The organism is Paracidovorax wautersii (assembly GCF_900113035.1).
Lineage (GTDB): Bacteria > Pseudomonadota > Gammaproteobacteria > Burkholderiales > Burkholderiaceae_C > Paracidovorax > Paracidovorax wautersii.
The window spans coordinates 13,766-34,020 of the sequence record NZ_FONX01000004.1; the positions used below are offsets into that span (position 1 = coordinate 13,766).

Below are 20,255 nucleotides of genomic sequence, written 5' to 3' on the forward strand. Positions count from 1 at the left end.
GAAAGATCACGAAGGAGGCGCGATGGAATTCGCGGTGGAGAGTCTGGAGACGCCGGCGCTGACCAAGGCGCAGCTGGCCGATCTGCTGTTCGACCACATCGGGTTGAACAAGCGCGAGTCCAAGGACATGGTCGATGCGTTCTTCGACCTGATCTCGCAAAGCCTGGTCGAGGGCGATGATGTGAAGCTGTCGGGTTTCGGCAATTTCCAGATCCGCACGAAGGCGCCCCGGCCGGGGCGCAATCCGCGGACAGGGGAGTCGATTCCCATTGAAGCCCGCCGCGTCGTCACCTTCCACGCCAGCAGCAAGCTCAAGGAGCAGATCCAGGGCGCAGCGCCCGCGCCGTGAATCCTTGCGGAATCCCCCGGGTTTTAGGGTGGCACGCCCGCAAGCCCTGCGGTACGCTCGCCGGCTGACCGGTTCTGTTCGCGAAGTCCCATGAGTACAACGCTGCCCTCCATTCCTGCCAAGCGCTACTTCACCATCGGCGAGGTGGCGGAGCTGTGCGGGGTCAAGCCCCATGTGCTGCGCTATTGGGAGCAGGAGTTCACGCAGCTGCGCCCGATGAAGCGCCGGGGCAACCGGCGCTACTACCAGCACCATGAAGTGCTCATGATCCGGCGCATCCGGGATCTGCTCTACGATCAGGGCTTCACCATCAGCGGCGCTCGCAACCGTCTGCAGGATGACCCCGATGGGCATGATGCCGCCGCCGACCTGCATGCCGATGGCGCCATGGGGGCCGAGGCTTCCGGCGGTGCATCCATGGGGGTGCCTTCGGCACCTTGCGCATTGGATTCGAAGGCCATGCGCAAAGAATTGAACGAAATTCGCCAACTTCTTTTCCTGGGCTGAAAATTCACTATATAATTTGAGTCTTGTCGGCGTGTAGCGCAGCCTGGTAGCGCACTTGCATGGGGTGCAAGGGGTCGCGAGTTCGAATCCCGCCACGCCGACCATTACTAAGAAAAGCCGCAGTCTTCGGACTGCGGCTTTTTTCTTTTGCGGCCACGGATCGGCATGTGGCCAGCAGTGGTGGGATATGGGGTAATCCCCGATGTCTCGACTCCGGCAAATTGGTGGGCTTCGCCTCTCAGGCTACAATTGGAGGCTTTCCCGCAAAAAAGTCGCCCGGCCGCACCCAAAGCAATTTCTCAACAAGCAGCAGTCCTCAGGAAGTGATCTTCCGGTGGGCTCCCGGGCGACCCGTAACCATCCGGAGAACCCAGTGCTTTTGTCTCTCAAGGGATCTTTCCCGCCCGCCATCCTGGCGCTCGCAGACGGCACGGTCTTTATCGGCAACTCGATCGGTGCCACCGGCACCACCGTCGGCGAAGTGGTGTTCAACACCTCGCTCACCGGCTACCAGGAAATCCTCACCGACCCCAGCTATTGCCAGCAGATCGTCACGCTGACGTATCCGCACATCGGCAGCTACGGCGTCAACGCAGAGGACATCGAGGCCGACAAGGTCCATGCCGCAGGGCTCATCATCAAAGACCTGCCGCTCATCGCCAGCAACTTCCGCAGCACCGAAACGCTCTCGCAGTACCTCGTGCGCGAAAAGACGGTGGCGATCGCCAACATCGACACCCGCAAGCTCACCCGCCTGCTGCGTACCAAGGGCGCGCAGAACGGCGCCATCGTGGGCCTGGCCGCCGGTGAAACCGTTTCCCAGGCACGCATCGACGAGGCCGTGGCCGCGGCCAAGAAGGCGCCGCCCATGGCCGGGCTCGATCTGGCGCAGGTGGTCTCTGCCGCCCAGTCCTATGACTGGACGCAGACCGAATGGCAGCTGGGCGAGGGCTACGGCACACAGGACAAGCCCCGCTTCCACGTGGTCGCCTTCGACTACGGCGTGAAGAAGAACATCCTGCGCATGCTGGCCGAGCGCGGCTGCAAGGTCACCGTGGTGCCGGCCAAGACGCCCGCCGCGGAGATCAAGCGCCTGCAGCCCGACGGCGTGTTCCTCTCCAACGGCCCTGGCGACCCGGAGCCCTGCGACTACGCCATCGCCGCGACGCGCGAACTGGTCGATGCCGGCTACCCCACCTTCGGCATCTGCCTGGGGCACCAGATCCTGGCGCTCGCATCGGGCGCCAAGACCTTCAAGATGAAGTTCGGCCACCACGGCGCGAACCATCCGGTGAAGGACCTGGACAACGGCCGCGTCAGCATCACCAGCCAGAACCACGGCTTCGCCGTGGACGAGAAGACGCTGCCCGCCAACCTGCGCGCGACGCACATCAGCCTGTTCGACGGCACGCTGCAGGGCCTGGCCCGCACCGACCGCCCGGCGTTCTGCTTCCAGGGCCACCCGGAAGCCTCGCCCGGCCCGCACGACATCGGCTATTTGTTCGACCGCTTCACGGCCCTCATGGAAAAGCACAAGGCGGAGGCCAAGAATGCCTAAGCGTACAGACCTCAAATCCATCCTCATCATCGGCGCCGGCCCGATCATCATCGGCCAGGCCTGCGAGTTCGACTACTCCGGCGTGCAGGCCTGCAAGGCCCTGCGCGAAGAAGGCTACAAGGTCATCCTGATCAACAGCAACCCTGCGACGATCATGACTGACCCGGCCACGGCCGACGTCACCTACATCGAGCCCATCACCTGGCAGACGGTCGAGAAGATCATCGCCAAGGAGCGGCCCGACGCCATCCTGCCCACCATGGGCGGCCAGACCGCGCTGAACTGCGCGCTGGACCTGTGGCGCAACGGCGTGCTGCACAAGTACAAGGTCGAGTTGATCGGCGCCACGCCCGAAGCCATCGACAAGGCCGAAGACCGCCTGAAGTTCAAGGACGCGATGACCCGCATCGGCCTGGGCTCGGCGCGCTCCGGCATCGCCCATTCGATGGACGAAGCCTGGGCCGTGCAAAAGAGCGTCGGCTTCCCGACGGTGATCCGCCCCAGCTTCACGCTGGGCGGCACGGGTGGCGGCATCGCCTACAACCCGGAAGAGTTCGAGACCATCTGCAAGCGCGGCCTGGAAGCCTCGCCCACCAACGAGCTGCTGATCGAAGAATCGCTGCTCGGCTGGAAGGAGTACGAGATGGAAGTGGTCCGCGACAAGGCGGACAACTGCATCATCATCTGCTCCATCGAGAACCTGGACCCGATGGGTGTGCACACCGGCGACTCGATCACCGTGGCCCCGGCGCAGACGCTGTCCGACAAGGAATACCAGATCCTGCGCAACGCCTCTCTGGCCGTGCTGCGCGAGATCGGCGTGGATACCGGCGGCTCCAACGTGCAGTTCTCGATCAACCCGAAGGACGGCCGCATGGTCGTCATCGAGATGAACCCCCGCGTGTCGCGGTCGTCGGCCCTGGCCTCCAAGGCCACCGGTTTCCCGATCGCCAAGGTCGCGGCCAAGCTGGCCGTGGGCTATACGCTGGACGAGCTGCGCAACGACATCACGGGCGGCGCGACGCCGGCCTCGTTCGAACCCTCGATCGACTACGTGGTCACCAAGATCCCGCGTTTCGCGTTCGAGAAGTTCCCCACGGCCGACAGCCGCCTGACCACGCAGATGAAGTCGGTCGGCGAAGTCATGGCCATGGGCCGGACCTTCCAGGAATCCTTCCAGAAGGCCCTGCGCGGCCTGGAGGTGGGCGTGGACGGCATGAACGAGAAGACCCAGGACCGCGAACTGCTCGAAAAGGAACTGGGCGAGCCCGGCCCCGAGCGCATCTGGTACGTGGGCGATGCCTTCGCCATGGGCCTGTCGGTCGATGAGGTCTATGACCTCACCAAGATCGACAAGTGGTTCCTGGTGCAGATCGAAGAGATCGTGAAGATCGAACTCGAACTCGACCAGCTGGCCGAGCAGCATGGCGACGGCGCACTGGCGTGCCTGGATGCCGACACGCTGCGCAGCCTGAAGAAGAAGGGCTTTTCCGACCGCCGCCTGGCCAAGCTGCTCAAGACGCAGGAAAAGGCCGTGCGCGAAGCGCGCCGCGCGCTGAACGTGCGCCCGGTCTACAAGCGCGTGGACACCTGCGCCGCCGAATTCGCGACCGACACCGCCTACATGTATTCGACCTACGAGGACGAGTGCGAGGCCGACCCGTCGGACAAGAAGAAGATCATGGTGCTGGGCGGTGGCCCGAACCGCATCGGCCAGGGCATCGAGTTCGACTACTGCTGCGTGCATGCCGCGCTCGCCATGCGCGAGGACGGCTATGAAACCATCATGGTCAACTGCAACCCCGAGACCGTCTCCACCGACTACGACACCTCCGACCGCCTCTACTTCGAGCCGTTGACGCTGGAAGACGTGCTGGAGATCGTGGACAAGGAAAAGCCGGTCGGCGTGATCGTGCAGTACGGCGGCCAGACCCCGCTGAAGCTGGCGCTGGGCCTGGAAGCCGAAGGCGTGCCGATCATCGGCACCAGCCCCGACATGATCGACGCTGCCGAGGACCGCGAGCGCTTCCAGAAGCTGCTCAACGAACTCGGCCTGCGTCAGCCGCCCAACGCCACGGCCCGTACCGAGCCCGAAGCGCTGGAAAAGGCTGCCGCCCTGGGCTATCCGCTCGTGGTGCGCCCCAGCTACGTGCTGGGCGGCCGCGCGATGGAGATCGTGCACGAGCAGCGCGACCTGGAGCGCTACATGCGCGAAGCCGTCAAGGTCAGCAACGACTCCCCCGTGCTGCTGGACCGTTTCCTGAACGATGCCATCGAGTGCGACGTGGACTGCTTGCGCGACCCCGAAGGCAAGGTGTTCATCGGCGGCGTGATGGAGCACATCGAGCAGGCTGGCGTGCACTCGGGCGACTCCGCCTGTTCGCTGCCGCCGTATTACCTGAGCAAGGCCACGGTCGATGAGCTCAAGCGCCAGACCGCGGCCATGGCCGAAGGCCTGAACGTGGTGGGCCTGATGAACGTGCAGTTCGCCATCCAGGAAAAGGACGGCGAAGACGTCATCTACGTGCTCGAAGTGAATCCGCGCGCCTCGCGCACGGTGCCCTTCGTCAGCAAGGCCACGGGCATCCAGCTGGCCAAGGTGGCTGCGCGCTGCATGGCTGGCCAGAGCCTGGCATCGCAGGGCATCACCGAAGAAGTCACGCCGCCTTACTTCAGCGTGAAGGAAGCCGTGTTCCCCTTCGTCAAGTTCCCCGGCGTGGACACCATCCTCGGCCCCGAGATGAAGTCCACCGGCGAGGTGATGGGCGTGGGCAAGACCTTCGGCGAAGCCTTCGTGAAGAGCCAGCTGGGTGCGGGCACGCGCCTGCCGACTTCTGGCAAGGTGTTCCTCACGGTGAAGAACAGCGACAAGGCCCGCGCCGTGTCGATCGCCCGCGATCTCGCCGCCATGGGCTTCGAGCTGGTCGCCACCAAGGGCACGGCAGCGGCTATTGCCGACGCCGGCGTGCCGGTGACGGTCGTCAACAAGGTGACGGAAGGCCGCCCGCACATCGTGGACATGATCAAGATGGGCGACATCGCCATGGTCATCAACACGGTGGAAGAGCGCCGCAACGCCATTGCCGATTCGCGCGCGATCCGCACCAGCTCGCTGCTGGCACGCGTGACCACCTTCACCACCATCTTCGGCGCGGAAGCGGCCGTGGAAGGCATGAAGCACCTCGACAACCTCGAGGTGTATTCGGTGCAGGAACTGCACGCCCAGCTGAAGGCCTGAGTGCCCAGGGCCTGCGCGCTGCCCATGGCGGCGGCAGGCCTTCGGTGTGGATGGCTGCTGCAAACGGCGGCATAATCTGCACACGAACGAACTGAAACCGCCGCGCGGCAACGCGCGGCGGTTTGCTTTTGGCGGTATCGCAGCAGCCCCTGGGCAGCGATGCCGGCATGCCGAAAAAGGATCGCGCCCGGTGCGCGGCAAGAGAGTTGAACGGAGAGATTCACCCATGGCCACCATTCCGATTACCAAGCGCGGCGCAGAGAAGCTGAAGGAAGAGCTGCACCGCCTGAAGACCGTCGAGCGTCCCGCCGTGATCAATGCGATCGCCGAAGCGCGCGCACAGGGCGACCTGAGCGAAAACGCCGAATACGAAGCCGCCAAGGACCGCCAGGGCTTCATCGAAGGCCGCATCCAGGAGGTCGAAGGCAAGCTGTCGGCCGCGCAGATAATCGATCCGAGCCAGCTCGATGCAGGCGGCAAGGTGGTGTTCGGCGCCACGGTCGAACTGGAAGACGAAGACAGCGGCGATACCGTCACCTACCAGATCGTGGGTGAGGACGAGGCCGACCTGAAGCTGGGCCTGATCAACGTTTCCAGCCCGATCGCCCGTGCGCTGATCGGCAAGGACGAGGGCGATACCGCCGAAGTGCAGGCCCCGGGCGGCGTGCGCCACTACGAGATCGTGGCGGTCAGCTACCGCTGACAGGCCGAGGCGCCGACGCCATGCGAGATCGCCTGCCCGTTCTGGCTGCCGCGCTGTGGTGGGGGAGCCTCTCCACGGTCGGATTCATGGTGGTGCCGATGCTGTTCGCGCACCTGCCCAGCCCCGCTGCAGCGGGTGCCATGGCCGCGCGCCTCTTCGAGGCGCAGACCTTCATCTCCATGGCCTGCGGCGTGCTGCTGCTGGTCATCTCACGGCGCAGGCATGCCGAGACGCAGGAGGCCTGGGCGCAGGCCGCCATGGTCTTCATCATCGGCGGGCTGCTGCTGGCCTTGCTCGCGCAGTACGGCGTGGCGCCGCGCATAGTCGCGCGGCAGAACCTCAAGCTCTGGCACTCGATGGGCACTGTGATGTATGCCCTGCAGTGGGTGTGCGCGCTCGTGGTGCTGTGGCGCACCGCCAAGCGTTGAATCGCCGATAGACCCGCCGATCTGCCTTGCCGAAGCAGGCGGGCAGGGCGGGTCGGTTCAGTTCAGTCCCCCAGCCGTCGAGCGGCATGCCTTGGCTGCCGGCTCGACTCGGGCGTGAACCCAATCACTCCCGCCAGTGCTCCGCCACCCAGGTGGCCGGCTCGATATGGCGAAAGCGCCGGTTGCGCCGGCCTGCCAGCGCGTCGGGCGGATTGCATTCCCCATGGAAGATCACGATGCGTGCGTCTTCCGGCACCACGGGCGGTTTCCAGTAGTTGGTGGGCCAGGGCGGAATGCTGTGGTACTTGAAGCTCGGGCACCAGGCCTTGGGCCAGTACGAGAGGTGGCCCTGGCGGTGCATGAAGTCCGACAGATAGGCCTGCTCGTTGCGAAAGCGCTGGCGCACCTCTTCCACATGGCCGCGGAAGTATTCCAGCACGTCAGGGTGGGCGCCCAGCTCGAAGCGGTACACCGACGAGTTGCCGGTGATGCGCCACGGGCGCTTGTAGTCGTGGATGATGACGAAGCGGCCCGGCTGGGTGAAGAACCCATCCAGGCTGCCCGTGACGACCACGTCCACGTCCAGGAAGAGGGCGGTGCCGCGCAGGCCGTGCAGGTCGGCGCTGAAGGTGGCGAGCTTGGTCCAGCCGCGCTCGGGAATGCCTGGGGGCAGGTCGAGCGGCGGAATGGGCAGGCAGCGCACCTCGGGCCGTATGCCCGTGGCGTCATCGGTCAGGCAGACGAACTGGAAATCGCCGCTCAGGTGGCGGCGCACCATAGCATAGAGCCGGTTGACGTATTCGGGGCCGTACTTCGTGCCCCATTTCATGCAGATGACGTGGCGCTCGGGCGCCGCGGCGCCCGGCATCAGTCAGCCTGCCGCTTCTTGACGGACTTCTGCTTGGGCTTGGCCCGCTTAATCTGGCCGCCCGAGGTGAGGCGCTGGTTGCCCAGCACGCGCAGCTGCTTGACCTCGGGGCGCTGGCCGCCGCGCTTGCTGAACTTCAGCACCTTCACGTCGCGCGGGCCGGGCATGCGGTCTTCGTCGACGGTCTTTTCCTTCGGGGGGATGGGGCGCCACAGTACCAGCAGCTTGCCGATGTGCTGGATCGGCGCGGCGTTCAGGTCGTTGGCCAGTTGCTGGTAGATCTGCTCGCGCGCGACGCGGTCGTCGTTGAAGACGCGCACCTTGATGAGACCGTGCGCGTTGAGCGCAGCGTTGATCTCTTTTTGCACGGCGGGCGTCAGGCCGTCTCCACCGATCAGGACGACGGGGTCCAGGTGGTGGGCTTCGGCGCGGTGTTCCCGGCGCTCGGCGGGAGTCAATTGAATAAGGGGCATGGACGTATTATCTCAATGCGCCGGGTTCGGGCCGGCAAGCGGCTTTCCCGGCAGGCGATTGCACTCAGCGGAAAACAGATGAAAGCCAGCAACAACAAACCCAAGAAGGTCAACAAGGCGTGGCTGCACGACCATGTGAACGACCCTTACGTCAAACAGGCACAGAAGGACGGCTACCGCGCGCGTGCAGCGTACAAGCTCAAGGAAATCGATGAACAGCTCGGCCTGATCCGCCCCGGGCACATCGTGGTGGACCTGGGATCTGCGCCGGGGGCGTGGAGCCAGTACGTCAGGCGCCGGCTGTCGCCCGAAGGCGCCGCAGCGGGCACCCTGAACGGCACGATCATCTCGCTGGACATCCTGCCCATGGAGCCCATCGAGGGCGTGACCTTTCTGCAGGGCGACTTCCGCGAGGAATCCGTGCTGGAACAGCTGCAGGAGGCCGTCCAGGGGCGGCCGGTGGATGTGGTGGTGTCCGACATGGCACCGAACCTCTCGGGCATCGCATCGGCCGATGCGGCCCGCATATCGCACCTGATCGAGCTGGCTGTGGACTTCGCCCGGGCCCATCTGAAGCCCGATGGAACACTGGTCGTGAAACTTTTTCACGGCAGCGGTTATGCTGAGTTGGTGCAACTGTTCAAGCAGCATTTCAAGACCGTCAAGCCGTTCAAGCCCAAGGCGTCGCGCGACCGTTCCGCGGAGACTTTTCTGGTGGGCATCGGCTTGAAATGATGTAGGCCCAGGCCCCTCCCAAGGCGCACGCTATGCCGGTCATAGCCCTTGTCAAGGTAGGGCGGGTATAGGCCGTGGCTTGAAACGCCTAAAATGTGCCGCAAATGCGTCGAGATGGTCCATGACATGGTCATGGCCGTCCAACCCTTCTCAATCTGGAGTTCCGCTTGAACAATCAGTGGTTTTCGAAAATCGCAGTGTGGCTCGTCATCGCCATGGTGCTGTTTACGGTGTTCAAACAATTTGACACCCGCACCGGCGCGGGCGCAGGAACGGTGGGTTATTCCGAGTTTCTGGACGAGGTGCGCAGCAATCGCATCAAGAGCGCCACCATCCAGGAGGGGCAGGGCGGTACCGAGATCGTCGCCACCACCAACGATGACCGCAAGATCCGCACGACGGCCACCTATCTCGACCGTGGCCTGGTCGGCGATCTGATCAACAACAACGTCAAGTTCGACGTCAAGCCGCGCGAGGAAGGCTCGCTCCTGATGACCCTGCTGGTTAGCTGGGGCCCGATGCTGCTGCTGATCGGCGTGTGGGTGTACTTCATGCGCCAGATGCAGGGCGGCGGCAAGGGCGGTGCCTTCAGCTTCGGCAAGAGCAAGGCCCGCATGCTCGACGAGAACAGCAACCAGGTCACCTTCGCCGACGTGGCGGGCTGCGACGAAGCCAAGGAAGAGGTCAAGGAAGTCGTGGACTTCCTGAAGGACCCGCAGAAGTTCCAGAAGCTGGGCGGGCGCATCCCGCGCGGCCTGCTGCTGGTGGGTCCTCCCGGTACCGGCAAGACGCTGCTGGCCAAGTCCATCGCCGGCGAAGCCAAGGTGCCTTTCTTCAGCATCTCCGGCTCCGACTTCGTCGAAATGTTCGTCGGCGTGGGCGCTGCCCGTGTGCGCGACATGTTCGAGAACGCGAAGAAGAATGCGCCCTGCATCATCTTCGTGGATGAAATCGACGCGGTCGGCCGCCAGCGTGGCGCAGGCCTGGGCGGCGGCAACGACGAGCGCGAACAGACCCTGAACCAGATGCTGGTCGAGATGGACGGCTTCGAGACCAACCTGGGCGTGATCGTGGTGGCTGCCACCAACCGCCCCGACATCCTGGATGCCGCACTGCTGCGCCCTGGCCGTTTCGATCGCCAGGTCTATGTGACGCTGCCCGACATCCGTGGCCGCGAGCAGATCCTGAACGTCCACATGCGCAAGATCCCCGTGGGGCAGGACGTGAACCCGAGCATCATCGCCCGCGGCACGCCCGGCATGTCCGGCGCCGACCTGGCCAACCTGTGCAACGAAGCCGCCCTGATGGCCGCGCGCCGCAACGCCCGCACCGTGGAGATGCAGGACTTCGAGAAGGCCAAGGACAAGATCATCATGGGCCCCGAGCGCAAGAGCATGGTGATGCCCGAGGAAGAGCGCCGCAACACGGCCTACCACGAGGCCGGCCACGCGCTGATCGGCAAGCTGCTGCCCAAGTGCGATCCCGTCCACAAGGTGACGATCATCCCGCGTGGCCGAGCCCTGGGCGTGACCATGAGCCTGCCCGAGAAGGACCGCTACAGCTACGACCGCGAGTACATGCTCAACCAGATCAGCATGCTGTTCGGCGGCCGTATCGCGGAAGAGGTGTTCATGAACCAGATGACCACCGGCGCGAGCAACGACTTCGAGCGCGCCACCTCCATCGCCCGCGACATGGTCACGCGCTACGGCATGACCGAAGCCCTGGGGCCGATGGTCTATGCGGAGAACGAAGGCGAAGTCTTCCTGGGCCGCTCGGTCACCAAGACCACCAACATGAGCGAACAGACCATGGAGAAGGTGGACAGTGAGGTGCGCCGCATCATCGACGAGCAGTACGCCCTGGCGCGCCGCCTGATCGAAGAGAACCAGGACAAGATGCACGCCATGGCCAAGGCCATGCTGGAGTGGGAAACCATCGACAGCGAGCAGCTCGACGACATCATGGCCGGCCGCCCGCCACGGCCGCCCAAGGACTGGACGCCGCGCACGCCGTCTTCCGGCGGCGACAACCCGGGCGGCGGCACGCCTGCGGTCACGACCGATCCGGCTCCGACGGCTGCCTGATCGGCACCAGGGCCGTTTCATCGACCACACGGGGCTTCGGCCCCGTTGTCTTTTCCCGGGCCAGTTCCCGAAGGCCGCAGGCTCTCGCCTTCATACAGCAGCGTGCTTGCGCCCTCCATCCCCGTTCTGAATTCGACGCAACGATGGCCTCTTCACCAGCCTCTTCTTTCTGGCGCACGGCGCGGTTCGATATCGATCTGTCGCGCCCGCAGGTCATGGGCATCGTCAACGTGACGCCCGACTCCTTCTCCGACGGAGGGCGCCATGGGGGCGAGTCGGGCAGCGCTCTGGCGCATTGCGAACAGCTGCTGGCCGAGGGGGCGGACATCCTCGACATCGGCGGCGAGTCCACCCGGCCGGGAAGCCCGGCCGTGCCGCTGGACGAAGAGCTCGCCCGCGTGCTGCCCGTGGTGCGGGAGGCCGTGCGGCTCGGCGTGCCGGTCTCCGTCGATACCTACAAGCCCCAGGTCATGCAGGCGGTGCTCGATCTGGGCGCCGACATCGTGAACGACATCTGGGCGCTGCGGCAGCCGGGCGCAGCCCAGGTCGTGGCGGGCCACCCGTCGTGCGGCGTGTGCCTGATGCACATGCACCGCGATCCCCAGACCATGCAGCAGACGCCCATGCAGGGGGATGACGTGGTGCCCGAGGTGCTCTCTTTTCTGGAGCGCACTGCGCAGGAAATACAAGCGCTCGGCGTCGAAAAGGCCCGTATCGTGCTGGATGCGGGCATCGGCTTCGGCAAGACCGTCGAGCAGAACTTCGCGCTGCTGACGCGCCAGCAGGAGCTGCTTGCAGCGCCTTATCCCTGGCTGGCGGGCTGGTCCCGCAAGTCATCGCTGGGAGCCGTCACCGGATTGCCGGTGAACGAGCGCCTGGGGGCCAGTGTGGCGGCGGCCCTGCTGTCGGTGGAAAGGGGCGCGCACATCGTCCGGGTGCACGATGTGCGTGATACCGTGGCGGCGATCAAGGTCTGGCAGGCCGCGCGTCCGCTAGGCTGAGAGGGTGAGGGCGTTTGCTTTGTGCTGCCCAAGATGATTCCTGAATAAAAAACAACTTCTTCGTGTGAGAAAGACAGCTATGACGAGAAAGTATTTCGGCACCGACGGCATTCGCGGCACTGTGGGCCAGGCGCCCATCACCCCTGACTTCGTGCTACGGCTGGCCCATGCGGTCGGCCGCGTGCTGCGGCAGACCGAGGCACGCCCCACGGTGCTGATCGGCAAGGACACGCGCATTTCAGGCTACATGCTCGAAAGCGCGCTGGAGTCGGGCTTCAATTCCGCGGGTGTCGATGTGGTGCTGCTGGGGCCTCTGCCCACGCCCGGTGTGGCCTATCTCACCCGGACGCAGCGCGCGAGCCTGGGGGTGGTCATCAGCGCCAGCCACAACGCCTATCCCGACAACGGCATCAAGTTCTTCAACGCTTCCGGGTCGAAGTTTCCGGATGCCTGGGAGCAGTCGGTGGAAGAGGCGCTGCAGCAGGAGCCCGTGTGGGCCGATTCGGCTTCGCTGGGCAAGACGCGCCGCCTGGATGACGCCGCGGGCCGCTACATCGAATTCTGCAAGAGCACCTTCGCGCAAAACCTCACCCTGCGCGGGCTGACCATCGCGGTCGATGCGGCCCATGGCGCGGCCTATCACATCGCGCCCAAGGTGTTCCATGAGTTGGGCGCCGAGGTGCTGGCGATCGGCTGCTCGCCCGACGGGCTGAACATCAACCACGAAGTGGGCGCCACCCACCCCGAGGCGCTGGTGCGCGCGGTGCGCGCCAACCACGCGCACTACGGCATCGCGCTGGACGGCGATGCGGACCGCCTGCAGATCGTGGACGGCCAGGGCCGGCTCTACAACGGCGACGAACTGCTCTACCTCATGGCCATCGACCGGCTGGACCGCAACCTGAGCGTTCCCGGCGTCGTCGGCACCTTGATGACCAACATGGCCATCGAGGTGGCCTTGCGCGCCCGCGGCGTGCAGTTCGTGCGCGCCAAGGTCGGCGACCGCTACGTGCTGGAGGAACTGGCGCGCCACGGCTGGATGCTGGGCGGAGAGGGCTCCGGCCATCTGTTGGCGCTGGACCGCCATACCACCGGCGACGGGATGGTGAGTGCGCTGCAGGTGCTGGAGGCCTGCGTGCGCAGCGGCCGTACGCTGTCCGAGCTGCTGGCCGACGTGACGCTCTTTCCGCAGGTGCTGATCAACGTGCGTCTGTTGCCGGGCCAGGACTGGAAGAGCAACCCCAGGCTGGCCGAGGGCGTGACGGCGGTCGAGGCCGAACTCGGCGACGCCGGCCGCGTGCTGATCCGGGCCAGCGGCACGGAGCCTCTGGTCCGGGTGATGGTGGAGGCAGCAGACGAGGAACTGGCCAACCGGTCCGCGCAATATCTCGCGGATACGATCCGGTCGGCTTGAAAGCCCCGGCCGAGCCCGTGTCGGCCCGCTGCCTCCCTTGAGGTAGCGAAGGTCCTGCCGCAGTTCGCGCGGGCAGGTATCGCTGCCGCAGCCCTTCAGCCTGCCGGTGAGGACGGGTGAGGGCTGGGGCTCGCTACGTCTGCTGCATTGCTTCCGCCGGCTCCGGCATCAATCGCAGCCCTTTGCGCAGCAGGGCCGTGATCTGCTCGGCGGGCATGGGGCGGCTCAGGAAATAGCCCTGGGCCTCGTCGCAGCCCTGTTCGCGCAGGTAGGCCAGCTGTTCGGCCGTCTCGACGCCTTCGGCGGTGGTGCGCATGCCCAGGGCCTGGGCCATGCGGATGATCGCGCTCACGATCGCGCGGTCGTTCGGGTCATGCCCCAGGTCGCGCACGAAGGACTGGTCGATCTTCAGCTTGTAGATCTGGAACCGCTTGAGGTGGCTCAGCGATGAATAGCCGGTGCCGAAGTCGTCCATCGACAGGCGCACGCCGCGCGCATGCAGCTGGTCCATGGTGACGATGGCCGAGCGCGGGTCGTTCACGGCCACGCCTTCGGTCAGCTCCAGCTCCAGCTGGCTGGCCGGCGTGATGCTTTCGTCCAGGATGCGGCTCACCAGTTCGGGCAGCTGCGGCTGGCGGAACTGCACGGCCGACAGGTTCACCGCGACCGTCAGTTCGGTCAGGCCCTGCGCATGCCAGGCGCGCAGCTGCGCCAGGGCCGTGCGCAGCACCCACTCGCCGATCTGCAGGATCTGGCCGGTGTCTTCCGCGATGGGGATGAATTCGGCCGGTGACACGGCGCCCAGGTCCGGGTGGTTCCAGCGCAGCAGCGCCTCCACGCTGCGGATGGCGCCGGTCTCGATGGTCACCTGCGGCTGGTAGTGCAGTTCCAACTGGTTGCGCTCCAGCGCCCGGCGCAGGGCGTTCTCCAGGCGCAGCGCGCGCATCGACTGCGCGTGCATCTCGGGCGTGAAGAAGCGGTAGGTGTTGCGCCCGTCGGCCTTGGCCCGGTACATCGCGGTGTCGGCCGCCTGCGTCAGCGTGTCGAAGTCCTCGCCGTCCTGCGGGAAGAGGGCGATGCCCATCGAGGGCGCCATCGTCAGCTCGTGGTGGCCGATCTGGTAGGGCTGCCGGCCGGCCTCCTGCAGCTTGCTGGCCACGCGCGTGGCACCCTGGGCGTTGGCGCCCTGCAGCAGGAGCAGGAATTCGTCGCCGCCCAGACGGGCCACGGTGTCGCGGTCGCGCACGATGGCGCGCAGGCGCTTGGCGATCTCCACCAGCAGGTCGTCGCCCACGCGGTGGCCCAGCGAATCGTTGACGTGCTTGAAATGGTCCAGGTCGATGAACATCACCGCCAGCGGCGTGCCGTTCTGCTGGGCCAGGCGTATCGCCTGCTGGCTGCGCTCGGCCATCAGCATGCGGTTGGGCAGGCCCGTCAGCGCGTCGTAGTGGGCCAGCCAGTAGATGCGTTCTTGATCGAGCTTGCGGTTCTCGATCTCCTTGCGCAGGGTGGCCACGGTGGCGCGCAAGTCTTCGATGCGCTCGGGTTCTGCCGCCTCTTCGGCGGAGCCAAGCCTCTCGCCGGGGGCTGGGTTCAGAGCTTGGCCTGCAGCCACAGAGCTCTTTTGCTCCTTCGTTCCACCGGGCGCTGCTTCAGAAGTTTCTCTGGGCAGCGGTTGCGCGGGATCGAAGGACATTGGGAGCTGTCGTGAGTGGTGGAGGAATGGCAGAGGGCTCTATCTGTACCAAATTGTAGCCGTACGACCTTTCACGCCCCCACGCGCTTTGCTGCCCCGTGGAATCGCCGTACTCAGCGCAGCTCCTGCCGCAGCCGATACGCCATGTCCAGCGAGCCGCGCAGCACGGGGAGGTTGCTCAGAACGTGTTTACGATCTCGCAGGGGATCGCGTTGGAGCGCAATCGGGATGAGTGGATGCTTCGGGTGCACCGCATGGGCTCATGCCCATGCAAGCAGCCGGGGCGTCCAATCGCCCGATTTCGCTCCAACCCGAAGGGCAGCGGTGTGGGCGGGCGGTCTGCGGCGTTGCGGCGCTTGTGGATAGCCGTGCTATCCACTGCGCACCGCGCCTTGCATCCCATCCCGCCCACACCGCTGCGCGACCCCTGGGAGATCGTAAACACGTTCTCAGGGCGAAGTCCTGCACGTCGCGGTCCTCGGAGCCCTGCGATGCCGCCTCGTAGGTGCCCAGCGCCACCGCCTGGGCCTCGACGCCCATGGCCTCGACGTAGCGCAGGTCGAAGTCCGCCGCAGGCAGCGCGCCCAGTGCCTCGATCCGCGCCTGCTGCGCCGCGCTTGGTGCGCGTGGCAGGGCATGGCTCTTGGCGGTCGCGATCCGGCCCAGCTCCTGGATCAGGCTGCGATGCCCGCTCTGCATCTGCGTTGCGAACGCGCGCACGGGCGGGTTCCGGGCCTGGCCCATGGCGAGCTGCGCGGCTTGTGCCATGGCGTGGCTGGCCCGTGCTGCGCTGTCCAGAAACGCCCGGTCGTGGGCCGCCAGCGGCTGCCCGGGCTCTTTCCGGGCTTCGCCCATGGCCGGCGCCAGCCAAAGCAGGGCCGCCGCAGCCAGCGGCGCTGCGCAGCGCCTGAAGGCGGCCAGCGCAAGGCGGGAGGCGCGCGGAGCGGGATCGGGTGAACGGATCATCCATCCGCTCCTGCGAGCACGGGCGTGCCGTGGATGGCGGCAAAAGGCATGCGCCAATCCTTGGAAGGCCTGGGGCGCCGTGCCTGTAGGAGCGGGCCGCGAAGCCGCCGTGCGCCGCCCTGTGCCCGTGCTGCCCGACAATCCAGGGCATGAGCATCACCGCAACCCCACCCGCATCCCCGTCCGCTTCCGCCACCCTGTCTTCGTCGCGCGCCACGCTGCTGCCGCGCCAGCTGCTGGTGGCCCCCGACCTGAACGATCCCGCGCCCCTGGTGCTCTATCACGGCCGCTGCGCCGACGGCTTCGGCGCGGCACTGGCCGCGTGGAACTACTACGGCGGCGCCGTCGAATGCGTGGGCCTCTCGCACGGGCAGGCATCGACGCTGGACGACCTCCCGCCCGTGCAGGGCCGCGCCGTCTATATCCTCGACTTCGCCTTCGCGCCCGAGCTGCTCGGCGCCATCGACCAGCAGGCCGCCAAGCTGGTGCTGCTGGACCACCACAAGAGCGCGGCCGAGCAGCTGACGGGCTTCGCCTGCCGCTGCGGCGTGGTGCATTTCGACATGACGCGCTCGGGCGCCCGCCTGGCCTGGGACTTCTTCCACCCCGAAGCGCCGCTGCCCGATCTGGTGCGCTTCATCGAGGACCGCGACCTCTGGGCGTGGAAGTACCCCGAGACGGCCGGCTACGTCGCCGCGCTGGACATGGAGCCCTTCGACTTCGCCCGCTGGCAGCAGCTCGCCGCATTCACGCCGGAAGAGACCGCTGCCTTCGTGGCCCGGGGCCAGGCGATGGACGAGAAATTCCGCAACCTCGCGCAGGACGTGGCGGGCGGCGCCCAGCCGCTGGTCTTCAACGGCGAGGCGGGGCTGATGGTGAATGCGCCCGGCGCCTTCCACAGCCTGGTGGGCGAATTGCTGTCGGCGCAAAGCGGCACCTTCGCGCTGATGTGGACGGTGGGCAAGGACGGCAAGGTCAAGGTGGGGCTGCGCTCGCAGCGCGGCTACGACTGCTCCGTGCTGGCCGTGGCCATGGGCGGCGGCGGGCATGCCCAGGCCTGCGGCTTCCGCATGGGGGCCGATCGCCTGCCTGAACTGCTGAGCGGGCAGTTCACGGCCTGACGAGCGGCCTGACTTGCGGCCCCGGTCTGCGGGCTAGGCCAGCCGCAGATCCAGCGGCTTTGCCTGCGGAAACACCCGCGCCAGTGCGGCGGGCCGCAGACCGTACATGCGCGCGAACACGCCGCCCAGCACGCTGCGGTAGTCGTTCAACACGGGGTAGTCGCGGTTCTGGAACAGCGTGGTGGCGGTGAGCGCCTGCTGCTCGCCCGCGATGCGGCCTCCGGCGATGCCGCCGCCCAGCACCCACATCACGCTGCCGTGGCCGTGGTCGGTGCCGCGGTTGCCGTTCTCGCGGAAGGTGCGGCCGAATTCGCTGATGACGACCACCGTGGTGCGGTCCCAGGCCGGCCCCATCTCGTCGGCGAAGGCGGCCAGGCCTCGGCCCAGTTCCTCGAATCGGTTGGCCAATGCGCCCGTGGCATTGCCCTGGCCGACGTGCGTGTCCCAGCCGCCCACATCGACGAAGCCCAGGTCGTAGCGCGACTGCATGAGGCGCGCCATGCGCCGCGCCGTGCCTTCGAAGCCCTTGGTGCTCAGCGCGTTGCGGCTGGCGGCGTCCATCTCGCCCTGCATGGTGCGCGCCACCTCGTCCCGCGTCTGGAAGCCTTCGGCCACCGGGCCGGCCAGCGGCGTGCCCTGGTACATCGAGGCGATCAGCCCGGCCTGCCGGTCGTCGATGCCCGGCTTGCCCACGCCGGCCGCAGCCAGCGCGGTGTTGGGCACGTCGTAGCCGCCGCGCAGCACCAGGGGCAGGGTGTCGGTGAAGGCCATGGGCGCCAGGTGGCCCTGCCATTGCGGCTGCGCGCCCAGCTCCAGCGCCAGCCGGTTCAGGAAGCCCGAGCGGTAGTCGCGCCGTGCGGCGACGGGCTGGCCCAGCTCGATGCTGTCCTGCGTGTCGAAGTGGCTGCGCGTCAGGTCTTCGGTGCCCGAGAACGGCACGAAGGCCACCTGCCGCTTGTCGTAGAGCGGCCGCAGCGAGCCCGCCAGCGCCGGGTGCAGGCCCCAGTCGGCGGTCAGCGGCAGCGCGCCGCCTGCCGTGCCCGGCCGGCCGATGGCGATGTTGGGCCGCGTCTCGTAGTAGTAGTCGCTGGCGACGGGCACCAGCAGGCTGGCGCAGTCGTAGCCGCCGCGCAGGAAGACCAGCAGGAAGCGCGCATCGGTCGCGCCGCGCGGCGTGGCGGCCAGGCTGGCCTTCATCGCCATGCCGGGCGCGGCCAGGGCGGCGAGCGCCTGCAGGCACTGCCGGCGGCTGGGGCCGTGGCCGGTGGATGTGGGCTGGTGCGGGAAGAGGGGGGAGGAGGGCATGGCGAACCTTTCCGGGCGCGGGCGCCGCAGGGGAGCGGGGTGGCTCAGGCGTACATGAATTCGGGGGCCGACAGCAGGAAGGTGTTCCATTCCGCCGGCGATGTGGCGCGGGCCAGGGCCACGCGGGTGGCCGGGGCCAGCAACGGCTCCAGGGCGTGGAAGGCGGCGCTCTGGGCGATGGCGGGCGGTGGCATCTTCGGCGGCGGTGCGCCCTCGGCGCGGTAGAGCGCGTTGGTGCCGGCGCCGCCCAGGGCGCGTGCGACTTCGAAGCGCACGGCCATCTGGCCGGAACTGCTCCAGGCCGCGGCATCGAGCGGGTAGCCGTCGGGCGTGGCCCGGCCGTAGAGCGGCTCGGCGAGGCGCTGCAGCCAGCCCAGGGCCGGGTCGGGGTTGGCGAGCACCCGGTCCGAATAGCCCAGCCGCAGGCCGGCCATCACGTATTGCACGGGGTCGCGCAGGCGCTTGCCCAGCGAGGCCTGGAAGCTGTCGCTGGCGATCAGCGTCTGCAGCACCGCGCCGATGTGGCCGTCGGTCTGCCGGAAGCGCTCGGCCAGCGCCTGCAGCAGCGCGGGCGGCGGCGCATCGCCCACCAGGTAGGCGGCCAGCTTGCGCGTGACGAAGCGGGCCGTGGCCGGGGCGCGTGCCAGGCGGTCCAGCGCCTCGTCCAGCTCGGCCATGCCCTGGCCCTGCAGCGGCTGGCCCAGCAGCTCCTTGGGGTTCCAGTCGTGGCGCTGGGGGTTGAATTCATAGAGCCCGTGGCGCACGTAGAGGCGCGCCCATTCGGGCTTGAGCTTTGGGGGCGGCTCGTTCAGCGGGCGCAGCGACACGCCGTGGCCGGTGAGCACGCGCGCCATCTCCTGCACATCGTGCTGGCTGTAGCCGCCGTCCACGCCCAGCGTGTGCAGCTCCATCAGCTCGCGGGCGTAGTTCTCGTTGATGCGGTTGGCCGCGTTCTGCGCGTTGTCCAGGTAGCGCAGCATGGCCGGGTGGCGCACGGTGGCGCCCAGCAGGTCGCGGAAGCGCCCCAGCGCATGCGGGCGGATGGCGCGGTCTTCGTAGTCGGCCACCATGGCGCGGATGTCGGCCTTGCCCGCGAAGACGCTGAAGTGGTTCATCCAGAACCAGGTCAGCTTCTCCTGCAGCTGCGCGGGCGAATAGACGGCGCGCAGCACGAAGCGCCGCTCGGCCTGGCGCTGCAGCGCCCGCATGTCCTTCTGGTAGGCCTCCTGCGCGGCCTTGCGGGCGTCTTCGGTGGGCTCGTTCTTGATGGCCTGCTGGCGCGTCTGCAGGTCGATGGCCAGGGTCTCCATGGGCGCGCGGGTGATGTCCATGGCGTCGATCTGCGCCTGCGCCTCGGGCGGCAGCGGCGCCTGTGGCGCGGGGCGCAGCAGCGCGGCCACGGTGGCCTGCACGCCGCTGCGCTGCAGCTGGCCCAGCGCGGCGGCGTTGGCGCCCCAGGTCAGGCGGTCCAGCAGCCGGACGTGTTCCGCCGCCACGGGCATGGCCGCTTCGGGCGATGGCCCTTCGGCGGCACGCGCCTGGCGCGGCGCCAGCACCGAGGCCAGCGGCACGAGCGGCACGAGCGGCAGCGCCGCCGCGCCGTACAGGCCCGCGGCGGCGGTGGCCAGCCACTGGCGGCGCCCCAGGGCCGGCGCGGTGCGCGCGTCGTGCAAAGGGGGGTCTTCGGGGTGGGGCCCGGTGATTGCGGCGCGGTCGGCGGCGTTCACGGAAGACGGCATGGTGCAGGTGGCGAAGTGGCTGTGGCGCGGATGGTGCGCCGCGGCGCGGTGGCCTGCAAGAGGCGCC

Annotated in this window: 16 protein-coding genes, 1 tRNA gene and 1 pseudogene; 12 read left to right on the forward strand and 6 right to left on the reverse strand. The window is 67.3% G+C overall.

The features are described 5' to 3' along the window. The first annotated feature begins 22 nt into the window (after positions 1-22). From BM070_RS07075 to BM070_RS07105, 7 genes are all read left to right on the forward strand, one after another. Positions 23-349 (forward strand): integration host factor subunit alpha, encoded by a 327-nt coding sequence (locus tag BM070_RS07075; protein ID WP_245785138.1) that lies wholly within the window; start codon positions 23-25, stop codon positions 347-349. A gap of 90 nt (positions 350-439) precedes the next feature. Further along, complete coding sequence (locus BM070_RS07080; RefSeq protein ID WP_092938970.1) at positions 440-856, forward strand: MerR family transcriptional regulator; 417 nt, start codon at positions 440-442, stop codon at positions 854-856. A gap of 27 nt (positions 857-883) precedes the next feature. Continuing rightward, positions 884-960, forward strand: a tRNA-Pro gene (locus tag BM070_RS07085). A 269-nt stretch (positions 961-1,229) separates the two neighbouring features. Then, positions 1,230-2,414 (forward strand): glutamine-hydrolyzing carbamoyl-phosphate synthase small subunit, encoded by a 1,185-nt coding sequence (gene carA, locus BM070_RS07090; RefSeq protein WP_092938971.1) that lies wholly within the window; start codon positions 1,230-1,232, stop codon positions 2,412-2,414. After that, on the forward strand, positions 2,407-5,652 hold the full coding sequence (carB, locus tag BM070_RS07095; RefSeq protein WP_092938972.1) for a carbamoyl-phosphate synthase large subunit: 3,246 nt from the start codon (positions 2,407-2,409) through the stop codon (positions 5,650-5,652). Before carA ends, carB begins: the two co-directional genes overlap by 8 nt. 226 nt (positions 5,653-5,878) lie before the next feature. Beyond that, complete coding sequence (gene greA / locus BM070_RS07100; RefSeq protein ID WP_092938973.1) at positions 5,879-6,355, forward strand: transcription elongation factor GreA; 477 nt, start codon at positions 5,879-5,881, stop codon at positions 6,353-6,355. 20 nt (positions 6,356-6,375) lie between these two features. Next, positions 6,376-6,783 carry a DUF4149 domain-containing protein gene (locus BM070_RS07105; RefSeq protein ID WP_092938974.1) on the forward strand — a complete coding sequence of 136 codons (408 nt, stop codon included), beginning with the start codon at positions 6,376-6,378 and terminating at the stop codon, positions 6,781-6,783. Between the two features lie 124 nt (positions 6,784-6,907). Here the strand turns inward: BM070_RS07105 and BM070_RS07110 are convergent, their stop codons facing one another. After that, positions 6,908-7,651 carry a glycosyltransferase gene (locus BM070_RS07110; RefSeq protein ID WP_092938975.1) on the reverse strand — a complete coding sequence of 248 codons (744 nt, stop codon included), beginning with the start codon at positions 7,649-7,651 and terminating at the stop codon, positions 6,908-6,910. Beyond that, positions 7,651-8,124: a YhbY family RNA-binding protein gene (locus BM070_RS07115; RefSeq protein ID WP_092938976.1), complete on the reverse strand. Its 474-nt coding sequence runs from the start codon at positions 8,122-8,124 to the stop codon at positions 7,651-7,653. Before BM070_RS07115 ends, BM070_RS07110 begins: the two co-directional genes overlap by 1 nt. A gap of 78 nt (positions 8,125-8,202) precedes the next feature. Between BM070_RS07115 and BM070_RS07120 the strand changes: the two genes are divergently transcribed. The 4 genes from BM070_RS07120 to glmM all read left to right on the forward strand — a co-directional run bounded on the left by BM070_RS07120 (position 8,203) and on the right by glmM (position 13,361). Continuing rightward, the gene (locus BM070_RS07120) at positions 8,203-8,859 is read left to right on the forward strand and encodes an RlmE family RNA methyltransferase (RefSeq protein ID WP_092938977.1); all 657 of its coding nucleotides are present in this window, start codon (positions 8,203-8,205) and stop codon (positions 8,857-8,859) included. Between the two features lie 167 nt (positions 8,860-9,026). Continuing rightward, positions 9,027-10,946 (forward strand): ATP-dependent zinc metalloprotease FtsH, encoded by a 1,920-nt coding sequence (ftsH, locus tag BM070_RS07125; protein ID WP_092938978.1) that lies wholly within the window; start codon positions 9,027-9,029, stop codon positions 10,944-10,946. A gap of 143 nt (positions 10,947-11,089) precedes the next feature. Then, entirely contained in the window at positions 11,090-11,947 is an 858-nt protein-coding gene (folP, locus tag BM070_RS07130; RefSeq protein WP_092938979.1) for a dihydropteroate synthase, read from the forward strand. Between the two features lie 79 nt (positions 11,948-12,026). Beyond that, positions 12,027-13,361, forward strand: coding sequence for a phosphoglucosamine mutase (gene glmM / locus BM070_RS07135; RefSeq protein ID WP_092938980.1), 1,335 nt, complete (start codon positions 12,027-12,029; stop codon positions 13,359-13,361). 133 nt (positions 13,362-13,494) lie between these two features. On the opposite strand, the pseudogene BM070_RS07140 reads toward glmM, so the two are convergent. Then, positions 13,495-14,904: pseudogene (locus BM070_RS07140) on the reverse strand (putative bifunctional diguanylate cyclase/phosphodiesterase); the annotation flags it as partial. Between the two features lie 342 nt (positions 14,905-15,246). Then, positions 15,247-16,023: a DUF4142 domain-containing protein gene (locus tag BM070_RS07145; protein WP_092938981.1), complete on the reverse strand. Its 777-nt coding sequence runs from the start codon at positions 16,021-16,023 to the stop codon at positions 15,247-15,249. 149 nt (positions 16,024-16,172) lie between these two features. Here BM070_RS07145 and BM070_RS07150 point away from each other — a divergent pair, with 149 nt between their 5' ends. After that, on the forward strand, positions 16,173-17,144 hold the full coding sequence (locus BM070_RS07150; protein ID WP_092938982.1) for a DHH family phosphoesterase: 972 nt from the start codon (positions 16,173-16,175) through the stop codon (positions 17,142-17,144). A gap of 33 nt (positions 17,145-17,177) precedes the next feature. On the opposite strand, the gene BM070_RS07155 is transcribed toward BM070_RS07150, so the two are convergent. Together BM070_RS07155 and BM070_RS07160 are read right to left on the reverse strand one after the other, a co-directional pair. Further along, positions 17,178-18,449, reverse strand: a complete 1,272-nt coding sequence (locus BM070_RS07155; RefSeq protein WP_245785139.1) for a DUF1501 domain-containing protein — start codon at positions 18,447-18,449, stop codon at positions 17,178-17,180. Positions 18,450-18,493: 44 nt separating this feature from the next. Beyond that, on the reverse strand, positions 18,494-20,188 hold the full coding sequence (locus BM070_RS07160) for a DUF1800 domain-containing protein (RefSeq protein WP_092938983.1): 1,695 nt from the start codon (positions 20,186-20,188) through the stop codon (positions 18,494-18,496). Positions 20,189-20,255: the final 67 nt, after the last annotated feature.